Consider the following 9,850-nt stretch of genomic DNA (forward strand, 5'->3'; position numbering starts at 1 on the left):
CGGGCATCACCCAAACAGCTGCACCATCCCCCACACAGGCACAACCGCCGCCAAGCCGACGGCCAGCCGTGGCCAGTACGGCAGCAGCATCACCAGCAGCATCCCCGACAACGACATCGCGCCCAGCCAGGCCACCGGCCCCATGGCCCACCCCCAGGCTTGAGCGCACAACAGCAGGCTGACCAGCAACGCGAGCCATCCCGCGCCGCGCAACCCCACACGCAGCGCACGTGGGCAGGGCCGCTGCCATACCTGCTTGTAATGCCGTTCCAGGCCTTGGCACAGCCCGAGCATGCCGACGTAGGCGAACAACACGCCACCTGTGACCCACATCATCATGCGCCAGCCTCCACATTGCGCCCAGCTTTGGCCCGGATCGGCGCCGGTACCGCTTTGCCCACCCGCCACGCCACCAGCCCCAGCAAAACGCCCATCACCAAGGCACTGAGTACCACCCCCACGCGCATCGCATCCCCCACGCCGCCCAGTGCGCCCAAGCCGATGCACAGCACGGCCACCAGCAGCAGTTGCTCGACCCAAGCCCGCCGGGCCGGCCTGACGCCTGCATGCAACAGCGCCAACACCCACACACCGAAGAACGTACGCACTTCCCAGCTTTCCCGTTGCGCCAGCTCGACCGGCAGTACGCGGCTGGCCCACAGCAGGGCCACGCAGGCCAGCAGCAAGCCGCTGATGAAACCGACATTGCACACTTCGGCCACCCGGTACCAGCGCCGCGCCGAAGCCTGGGCCGTGCCGTTGCCATACTTGCGCCCACGCTTGACGCAGAACAGCACCAACCCACTGGCGATCATCACGCAACTGACCAGCCCACAGATGAAGTACAACCAGCGCATCGGGTAACCGCCAAACTGCGCGAAGTGCAGGCCGACCATCACCCGCTGGGTCAGGGGGGCCGCGCGCCATTGCGGTACATCGCTGAGCAGCTCGCCACTGACGCCATCGAAGACCATGGCCTGGCCTTTGGCGAGGGCGATGCGGTTACCCAGCTCGGGGCGGATTTCGATGCGCGCACCGGCCGTGTTTGGGTTGCGGATGTTGAGGCCGCCCAGCGGCCCCAGCCGAGCCTCGGCCTGGGCCAGCAAGGGTGCTACATCGACCAGTTGGCCCGGCTGCCTGGCCAGCTGCCGAGGCTGCTCCAGGCGGGCATTGCCCTGGGCATTGAAGTAGGCGCGGCTGTCGCCTTCGAACAGCGCATCGACCCCTGCCGGGATGTAGATGAGCATGAAGATCACCAGCCCGGTATAGGTGATCATCAGGTGGAACGGTAGCAACAGCACAGCGCTGGCATTGTGAAAGTCCAGCCACGAACGTTGGCCCTTGTTGGGCCGGAAGGTGAAGAACTCTTTGAAGATTTTCTTGTGGATCACGATGCCGGTGACCAATGCGGCCAGCATCACCAGCGCCAACGCACCAACCACGAAGATGCCCCAGTTGCGCGGCAGGTCGAGGGTGAAATGGAAGCGGAAAAAGAAGTTGCCGCCAACGCTGTCACGCACCTCGATGGCCTCGCCGGTTCGCGGGTCGAGCTGCACGCCACCGCCATGGCGACGGTCGCCGGTGGATACGCGCAACCCCGGCGAGCGTTCGGTCGGCAGGCTGATGCCCCAGTTGCCGGCCTGCGGTTCATGGGCCTGCAGGTAGGCAACGGCCCGTCGCGCGGCATCGGCCAGGGAAACCTCGGTAGCCGGGACCTCTGGCTGCATCCAGTGGTCGAGTTCCTTGTCGAACACCGCCAGGGTGCCGGTGACGAAGATGGCGAACAACAGCCAGCCGAAGATCAGCCCGGCCCAGGTATGCAGCCAGGCCATCGATTGTGTGAAGGTATTCTTCATGCCAGCCACCCCAATGCCTGCGGCCAGAAGCCGAGCAATGCCAGCGGTGCGGCGAGGGCCAAGGGTGCCCAGGCGCGCACGGCATCACGGCTGGCAAAGGCCCAGAGGATTGCGCCGGTGTAGAAGACGAACGCTGGCAGGGTCGCGACAATGACTGCATCGGCGGCTGAAAGCGGCAACAACCGGGCCAGACAGGCACTGGCGGCGTAGCTGAGCGCGTAGCCGCCAAACAGTGCGGCCGCGCTGCGGGAGAGGATCTGCAGCCAGGCGGGGGCTTGGATCATCGGGTGTCCCTCAAAGGTCATGATGGGGCGCGAAGCAAGGCCGCGCCTGCGTACAGGAGCGGCCTTGCCGGGGCGCCGGACCGATCGCAAAGGGCCGCACAGCGGCCCCAGGGATCAGAAGGTGATGTTCAACGAGGCAAACACCGCCCGACCCGGTTGGTTATAGGTATTGGCCCCCGAGCTGCTGGCATTGCCACCGCGCAGGATCTGTTTGTCGAACACGTTGTTCACCCCCACCCGCACGTCATAGTTGGCGTTGAATTTGTAGCCCGTGCTCACGTCCACTAAGCCGTAGGCTTCCACATCCTGCTGCGCATCCTGGTCGTAGCTTTCCTGGGTGCGGTAGTTGTAGGTCGGCGATTTCTGCTTGCCGAAGTACGTACCCGCGACCTGGAACGACAGCTTGTCGGTGGCGCGCCAGTCGAGGGTGGTATTGACCGTGTACTCCGGGATCACCGACAGCGGCTCGCCAGTCTCGCGGCTGTCGTTGTCGAGCATCCAGGTCAGGTTGGTGTTCCAGTCCAGGGTCGGGGTCAGCTCGATGAAGAAGTTGCCCTCAATACCTTCCACGCGCGCCTCGCCGGCGTTCTCCCACTGGGTCACGCGACGGCCGCTGTTGATGGTGTAGAGCACATCGGTGTCACCGATGATCTTGTTCTTGTAGTCGTTGCGGAAGTAGGTCGCGCTGGTACGCCAGGTGCCACGGTCGTACAGCAGGCCGATCTCCTTGTTGACGCTGATCTCGGGCTTGAGGTCGGCGTTGCCCTGCAGGTAGCAGCCACCGGAGTTGGTCTGCTGCACGCTGCAACCGTTACCCCGGCTGTAGAGCAGGTAATTGGGGTTGGACTGGTACAGGTTCGGCACCTTGTAGGCCCGGGCGATACCGCCCTTGAGCGACAGCGCCTCGGTCAGCTTGTGCGACAGGTTCAGGCTAGGGCTGAAGTTGTCGCCGAAGGTTTCGTGGTGGTCGAAGCGCAGGCCCGGGGTGACGGTGGTGTCGCCAACAATGATGTTGTCTTCGACGAACAGCGCGTAGCTCTTGGCGGTCATCTTCGAGTTGCTGCGATCGAAGCCGCTGATCGCGTCGTTGCCACCGCCGCTCGGGTCGAAACTCTGCGGGCGGAACGAGCCCTGATCGTTCAGCGACTCGTACAGGTACTCCCCCCCCAGGGTCAGCACATGTTCGGTGCTGCCCATCGCGAACGGCAGGTTCACTTCACTGCTCAGGCGTGTATTGCGCAGCCGCGACATGGCCGCGCCGCTGTCGTTGATCGCGCCTTCCGGGCCACCGGCCAGGCCTTCGTTGAGGCGCCAGTTGCGCACGTATTCATAGGCCAGGGTGGTCTTGCTGGTGCCCCAGGTGAAGTCGCCCAGGTGGGTCAGGTCGTAGGTGTTGCGTTGCATCACGTTGGTCTCGTGGCCATACAGGCTGGAGATCAGCTCGACATTGCTGCCACCGTTGCTGTTCATGGTGTCGCCGGCGTAGAGGTTGCCTTGGCGGCTGTAGCCGGCGCTGGCTTCGAGGCGGTGCTCATCGTTGAGCTTCCAGCTCAACAGGCCGTTGATGTCCTTGTTGCGCACGCCTTCGCGGCCAGCCGACAACGCACTGTTGGCATGGCTGGCGTTGATGTCCAGGTCGTCGGCATCGGTCTTGGCCAGGCCACCGTACAGGCGGAACCCAAGGTTTTCGGTGAGCCCGCCGCCCAGGTTGAAGTTGGCGCGGCGGCTGGCACCCTCAGCGCTGTCTTCGGGCATCTGCGTGTACAGGCTGACGCTGCCCTTGAGCTCATCGGTCGGGCGCTTGGTGATGATGTTGACCACCCCACCCATGGCGCCGGAGCCGTAACGCGCCGCCGCCGGCCCGCGCAGGATCTCGATGCGCTCGACCGCTTCAGCCGGCACCCAGTTGGTTTCGCCACGGGTGTCACGGTCGCCGTTCCAGCCGTAGCGCACGGCGTTACGGGCGCTGGAAGGCTTGCCGTCGATGAGGATCAAGGTGTTTTCCGGCCCCATGCCGCGCAGGTCGATCTGCCGGTTGTTGCCGCGCGCACCGCTGGCGCTGTTGCCGGTCAGGTTGACCCCGGGCTCGCGACGGATCAGCTCGGACAGGTCATTGCTCGGAGGGTGACGCTTGATGTCTTCTTCGGTGATGATCGACGAACCCAGTGCCTGCCGCGCCTCGCGCTCGGCGGTGACGAGGGTGTCCTGGATGACCAGGGTATTTTCAGCAGCCGGTACTTCCAGCACTTCACCCGTGCGTTGCTCTTCGGCGTGGGCTGCGGTCGCGACCATGGCCGGCGAGGCCAGCGCGACGAACGCCAGGGCCAGGCTGTTGGGTGAGGTTCTGGATTGCATCGGTACATCTCCTGCGGTTCATGAGCGAAAGGCACATCCTTGCCAGGCCGGAGAGCCCTCGCCCACCGCCCTCGCAAACACAATGTGGAGGTCAATAGGGGTGGTAAATATAGTGATTCTCAAATGAGTTTAAATCTTATTTACGAAACTTACATGTTTGTAACGGAACTTTGCTGAAACGCCCGAGCTTGCCCTACTCTGTGGCGGCCTCTTTGGCCCATCGAGACCTCGTCATGTCGATGCTGCTGGCGCTGCGCTTCTCGCCTGCCGCGACTCTGGCCTTCGTGATGGGCGCAGGTTTCATCGCCGACACCGCCAGCCTGCCGCTGGTGGTGTCGAACCTGGGGCTGCATGTGCTGGCGCGCAAAGGGGTCAGCATTGGCTGGGGGGATTACTTCAAGGTCGGGGTACTGCTGACGGTCCGGTGTTGCTGGTGACATTGGCGGCGTTGGCGGTGCGCTTGAGTATTTAGGTGCACCGGCGCTCTGCGGGCGCGCGGTTTACCCGCCACAACCCATCCACCTGCGTGGTAAAGCCTGCGCTCATCAACTCACGCCGCATCGCCCATTGCGCCGCCGCCGGCACCGCCGCACTGCGCAGCGTGCCCCTGCCCCAGCGCGCATTCACACCGTCGATCACGCTCATCACCCGCTCCGTCTGCAGCGTCTGCGACGGCGTAAACAAGTCGCCGGTGAACTCCCCGCGCCGGCACAACTGCAACAGCAACACCTCTGCCTTGCTGTAGCGAAAGCCCTGCCGATACACCCGGCCCACCGCCTCCAGGGCCATGCGCGTGAGCAGCCGCACGTCATCGGTAGGGTATGGCAACTGCACCACCACGCCATTGGCATACTTGGCTTCGTCCGGGTTGAACATGCCGGTACGGATGCTGACACGCATCTTGCTCGCCAGTGAACCCTGGCCACGCAGCTTCTCCGAGGCGCGCATCACGTAGGTGGCCACTGCTTCCTTGATGGGCGCCAGTTCGGTCAGGCGCTGGCCGAACATACGGCTGCAACAGATTTCCTGGCGTGGCGGATCGATGTCCTGCAGTTGCAGGCACGGCGTGCCGGCCAGTTCGCGCGCGGTCTTTTCCACCACCACGCTGAAGGTCTTGCGCAACAAGCCCGGCTCGGCGCGGGACAGGTCCCAGGCCGTGCGGATGCCCAAGCCCTGCAGGTGCGCGGTGAGGCGCTTGCCGATGCCCCAGACCTCGGACACGTCGCACTTTTTCAGCACCCACTCACGATGCGACGCAACCCGCAGGTCGACCACCCCGCCGCTGTGCACCGCCCAGCGCTTGGCCGCATGGTTGGCCAGCTTGGCCAGGGTCTTGGTGCCGGCGATGCCAACACCCACAGGAATGCCGGTGTGCTTGAGCACCCGCTCGCGAATGCAACGGCCAAGGTAGTCGAGGTCGCCAGGCACGCCGGCCAGGTCCGCGAAGGCTTCGTCGATGGAATACACCTCCAGTGCCGGGACCATGCCTTCGATTACCGTCATTACGCGCTGGCTCATGTCGCCGTACAGCGCGTAGTTGGATGAAAAAGCCACGACGCCATGGCGGTGCAGCAGCTCCTTCACCTGATAATACGGCTGGCCCATCTTCACCCACTGCTTGGCCTCGGCGCTGCGGGCGATGATGCAGCCGTCGTTGTTGCTCAACACGACGATGGGTGTGCGCAACAGATCGGGGCGGAACACACGCTCGCAACTGGCGTAGAAGCTGTTGCAATCGATCAGGGCGAAAACGGGAGCAGGATTCATCGGGCGGCAACACGAATACTGTATTTATATACAGTTAAACACACCGCTGCGCGGATGCTGCTACCCGCTCATCCGATTTGCATCTTGGGCCAGGGCTCCTACAGTTTCGAACGTAACCACAAGGCCGAGGCCAGCGATGCGCAGCGTCGAGAAACCCCAGCACATGGCCACCCGCCAAGGCCTTGCCGAAGATCCCACGCAGTGTGCGCCGGGGCTACCTTTTCAGGGCTTGGCCTGCTGCGCTGAACGGGCTGCGCCGCTATTTCAGGTCATGGCTGCGGACGCTGAACGTCACCACGCCCCAGATCGTCAACTCGTCGCCTTCGAGGATGTACCTCGGCGGGTAACGCGGATTCTCCGAGCGCAACGCCACCTGCCCGCCAATGCGGTGCAGCCGCTTGCACAGCGGCTCGCCATTGACCGCAGCGATCACGATCTGGCCATGCCGCGCTTCGAGGGAGCGGTCGACCAGCACCAGGTCGCCGTCGAAGATCCCGGCGCCCTGCATGCTGTCGCCGTCTATCCTGACCAGATACATGTGCGGGGCGCGCAGGTTGAACAGTTCGTCCAGCGAGATGGGCTGCTCCATGTGATCCGCCGCCGGTGACGGAAAGCCTGCCGGGATACGGAACAGATAACGTGGAACAACACCGCTACCGCAGGTGATGGGGCCCAGGATGGATGTCATGGTACGACCTTGAAATTAACTGTATATAGATACAGTATCGACCTGCTGAGTATCAGGTCAATTTCGGCGTAGGAAATTTCGACAAGTGGGGGTACATGCCATGTGCGGACGCTTCGCTCAATATCAGGGCCTGGCCGATTACCTGCGTGAACTGGACGCCGAACAGGACGTAATCAGCGGCTACGACAACCTGCCAATCGGACGCTACAACGTTGCCCCCGGCAGCCGGGTGCTGATCCTGCACAATGCCGAGCACGGCCTGCGCATCGACCCTTGCCACTGGGGCTGGGCACCTTTCTGGGCCACTCGCAAACACCCGGCCCCCATCAATGCGCGGGTCGAGACAGTGACCACCGGCAAGTTCTTCAAGGCCCTGTGGCCTCAGGGGCGGGCCTTGGTAATGGCGGATGGTTGGTACGAATGGGTGGCCGACCCGCACGATGCCAAGCGCAAGCAGCCCTATTACATCCGCCTGAAAAGCCGCGCGCCGATGTTCATGGCCGCGTTGGCCGAAGTGCACACGGGGCTGGCGCCCAACGAGGGCGATGGCTTCGTGATCATCACCGCCGCCAGTGATGAGGGAATGGTCGACATCCATGACCGCCGGCCTCTGGTGCTGGGGCCGGCGGACGCGCGCGCGTGGATTGACGCTGATGTGCCAGCCGCACAAGCCGAACGCCTGGCGCGGGAGCGATGCCTGCCGGTGGAGGCGTTCGAGTGGTTTGCGGTGGGCAAGGACGTAGGGAATGTGCGCAACGACGGTGCCGAGTTGATCGTGATGCAGCATACCGAGCACCAGCCCTGACGTCGTCTTGCCGTTATCCGCGTGTGCAATGTCGCTAAACCGGAACCTGCGCCGGGTGCTGCTCCTGTACTGACCACCCCCCATGCCCATCCACTTCCAGGCGGTGGGTGTGGAACGCCGCCAAGGTACTGCGGTGGCCGACACTGACCAGCAAGGTGTCTGGCATTTCGCTGCGCAACAGCGCATACAGCGCATGCTCCAGCCCTTCATCCATTGCCGAGGTGGACTCGTCGAGAAACACCACCTGGGGCTGGTTGAACAGCACGCGGGCAAACGCCAGGCGTTGCTGTTCACCGACCGAGAGTATGTGCGACCAGTCACAACTGACATCTAGGCGCTCGGCAAGGTGGGCCAGGTTGACTTGGCGCAAAGCCTGCTGCATGTGCGCTTCGTCCTCGGGCACGCTGGCCGAGGGGTAGGCGATGATGGTGCGCAGGTCACCCAACGGCAGGTAGGGCCGCTGCGACAGGAACAACGCCTGATGCCCCGTAGGCCGTTTCACCTCACCTTCGGCGTATGGCCAGAGGCCCGCCAGGGCGCGCAACAAGGTGGTTTTACCGCTACCCGACGGCCCTTTGATCAACAGCGCCTGACCGGCACGCAGGCTCAGGGCGAGGTCGGCGATCAGGTGATGGCCATCGGGGCGAAGCACCTGCAAACGGGTGATATCCAGGGCGTGCGCCTGTTCCTCGGTGTTGACGCGCGGCAGTGAACTGGCCTGCTCGTTGGCATCCAGGAAGCCGGTCAAACGATCGAGGGTGGCACGGTATTGGGCAAACGCATCGTAGGACTCACGGAAGAAAGACAACGAATCCTGCACTTGGCCAAATGCCTGGGAGGTCTGCATGACGTCACCCAGCTTGATCGCGCCACTGAAGAAGCGCGGCGCCTGGAGGATGAACGGGAACACCACGGCGACCTGGCTGATGCCCAGGTTGAAGCCGCTGAACTTGAGGTTTCGGAAGACCAATGCCCACGCGTTGACGATCAATGCGCCAAAGCGGCCCAACAACGTACCCCGCTCGACATCCGCGCCCTGGTAGAAGGCAATGTTCTCGGCATTTTCGCGCAGACGCATCAGGGCGTAACGGAAGTTGGCGGTGAGTTTTTCGTTGAGGAAGTTCAGGCGAATCAGCGGGCGCCCGAGACGAAAGGCGATCCAGGTGGCGACGATCACATACAGGTACACGGCAAAGACCATCGCCCGTGGTACCTCGTACCCCGCCACTTCAAGCGGCGCCGACAACCCCCAGAGGATGCCAGTGAAGGCTACCAGCGAGACCAGCGCGCTGACCGCGCCGAGCGCAAGCGACACCGAGTTGGTGACGAACGCGTTTACGTCCAGCTCGATACGTTGGTCAGGGTTATCTACCGGCTCAGCGAGGAACTGACTACGGTAATAGGCATCGCCATGCATCCAGTCGCGGGTCAAGCGCTCGGTGAGCCAGACTCGCCATTGAATGCTGAAAGCCTGTGTCACGTAGAACGTGAACAGCGAGCGCAATACGTGAATGGTCGCCAGCACCGTAAATACCCCAAGCAGGTACCAGAAGGCATTCTGGTCGAGGCCTTGCAGGGCACTGTAGAACCCGTTGTACCAGAATGAGAACAGCACGTTCAGGCGCACCGAGAACAGTGTCAGCACCAGTAGCAAGGCAAACACCAACAAAGGCCGCCAGCTGCGCCTGAAGCTGAAATATGCCCCGGCAAGCTGCCAGAACTGGCTGCCCCAGCGGGTATAGCGTACTGCCAGTGTGGCGGCTGCGGTGAAGCAGACCAAGGTGATGAACGAAGCAATTGCAAGCCAGCTCAGACTCTCTTGCAGGGCCTGGTGCCAGTTCATTTCCATGATGGGTATCCATGCTGAGTATTTCCGCGAGGGTAGCACTACCCCGCGATTAATCAGGCATAGATGACGCAGATTTCATTGTCGGGGGCCCGGCAGCGCGATAGAGAGTGCAAGCCGGAAAAGACAAAACCCCTACCTGCTTGCGCAGATAGGGGTTTTGCGAAATGAATCTTGACGATGACCTACTCTCACATGGGGAGACCCCACACTACCATCGGCGATGCATCGTTTCACTACTGAGTTCGG

The 9,850-nt window shown here is 63.0% G+C and carries 8 protein-coding genes and 1 pseudogene; 2 read left to right on the forward strand and 7 right to left on the reverse strand.

All coding sequences use genetic code 11. The features are described 5' to 3' along the window. Positions 1-6 precede the first annotated feature (6 nt). The 4 genes from CKW22_RS15605 to CKW22_RS15620 form a co-directional block, all read right to left on the reverse strand. Positions 7-339, reverse strand: a complete 333-nt coding sequence (locus CKW22_RS15605; RefSeq protein WP_047583942.1) for a DUF3325 domain-containing protein — start codon at positions 337-339, stop codon at positions 7-9. Further along, a complete protein-coding gene (locus tag CKW22_RS15610; RefSeq protein WP_095064379.1) occupies positions 336-1,856 on the reverse strand; it encodes a PepSY domain-containing protein in 1,521 nt (506 codons plus the stop codon). Before CKW22_RS15610 ends, CKW22_RS15605 begins: the two co-directional genes overlap by 4 nt. Continuing rightward, positions 1,853-2,140, reverse strand: coding sequence for a hypothetical protein (locus CKW22_RS15615; protein ID WP_033696671.1), 288 nt, complete (start codon positions 2,138-2,140; stop codon positions 1,853-1,855). The genes CKW22_RS15610 and CKW22_RS15615 overlap by 4 nt, the downstream gene beginning before the upstream one ends. A gap of 114 nt (positions 2,141-2,254) precedes the next feature. Then, positions 2,255-4,495, reverse strand: coding sequence for a TonB-dependent siderophore receptor (locus CKW22_RS15620; RefSeq protein ID WP_033696670.1), 2,241 nt, complete (start codon positions 4,493-4,495; stop codon positions 2,255-2,257). Positions 4,496-4,701: 206 nt separating this feature from the next. On the opposite strand from CKW22_RS15620, the pseudogene CKW22_RS28160 reads away from it, so the two are divergent. Then, positions 4,702-4,902: pseudogene (locus CKW22_RS28160) on the forward strand (ArsB/NhaD family transporter); the annotation flags it as partial. 61 nt (positions 4,903-4,963) lie between these two features. On the opposite strand, the gene CKW22_RS15630 reads toward CKW22_RS28160, so the two are convergent. Next, positions 4,964-6,262, reverse strand: a complete 1,299-nt coding sequence (locus tag CKW22_RS15630) for a Y-family DNA polymerase (protein WP_095064381.1) — start codon at positions 6,260-6,262, stop codon at positions 4,964-4,966. 259 nt (positions 6,263-6,521) lie between these two features. Further along, positions 6,522-6,950 (reverse strand): LexA family transcriptional regulator, encoded by a 429-nt coding sequence (locus CKW22_RS15635; RefSeq protein WP_033696667.1) that lies wholly within the window; start codon positions 6,948-6,950, stop codon positions 6,522-6,524. Positions 6,951-7,050: 100 nt separating this feature from the next. Between CKW22_RS15635 and CKW22_RS15640 the strand changes: the two genes are divergently transcribed. Continuing rightward, on the forward strand, positions 7,051-7,755 hold the full coding sequence (locus CKW22_RS15640) for an SOS response-associated peptidase family protein (RefSeq protein WP_033696666.1): 705 nt from the start codon (positions 7,051-7,053) through the stop codon (positions 7,753-7,755). A 34-nt stretch (positions 7,756-7,789) separates the two neighbouring features. Here CKW22_RS15640 and CKW22_RS15645 read toward each other — a convergent pair whose 3' ends face one another. Beyond that, complete coding sequence (locus tag CKW22_RS15645) at positions 7,790-9,604, reverse strand: ABC transporter ATP-binding protein/permease (RefSeq protein WP_095064382.1); 1,815 nt, start codon at positions 9,602-9,604, stop codon at positions 7,790-7,792. Between the last annotated feature and the right edge of the window lie 246 nt (positions 9,605-9,850).

It is taken from the genome of Pseudomonas sp. Irchel s3f19, assembly GCF_900187555.1.
GTDB classification, from domain to species: Bacteria; Pseudomonadota; Gammaproteobacteria; order Pseudomonadales; family Pseudomonadaceae; genus Aquipseudomonas; species Aquipseudomonas capeferrum.

Bases quoted from the DNA above. Each gene is read 5' to 3' on its own strand.
- CKW22_RS15605 (WP_047583942.1), bottom strand. From the start codon at position 339: ATGATGATGTGGGTCACAGGTGGCGTGTTGTTCGCCTACGTCGGCATG.
- CKW22_RS15610 (WP_095064379.1), bottom strand. From the start codon at position 1,856: ATGAAGAATACCTTCACACAATCGATGGCCTGGCTGCATACCTGGGCC.
- CKW22_RS15615 (WP_033696671.1), bottom strand. From the start codon at position 2,140: ATGATCCAAGCCCCCGCCTGGCTGCAGATCCTCTCCCGCAGCGCGGCC.
- CKW22_RS15620 (WP_033696670.1), bottom strand. From the start codon at position 4,495: ATGCAATCCAGAACCTCACCCAACAGCCTGGCCCTGGCGTTCGTCGCG.
- CKW22_RS15630 (WP_095064381.1), bottom strand. From the start codon at position 6,262: ATGAATCCTGCTCCCGTTTTCGCCCTGATCGATTGCAACAGCTTCTAC.
- CKW22_RS15635 (WP_033696667.1), bottom strand. From the start codon at position 6,950: ATGACATCCATCCTGGGCCCCATCACCTGCGGTAGCGGTGTTGTTCCA.
- CKW22_RS15640 (WP_033696666.1), top strand. From the start codon at position 7,051: ATGTGCGGACGCTTCGCTCAATATCAGGGCCTGGCCGATTACCTGCGT.
- CKW22_RS15645 (WP_095064382.1), bottom strand. From the start codon at position 9,604: ATGGAAATGAACTGGCACCAGGCCCTGCAAGAGAGTCTGAGCTGGCTT.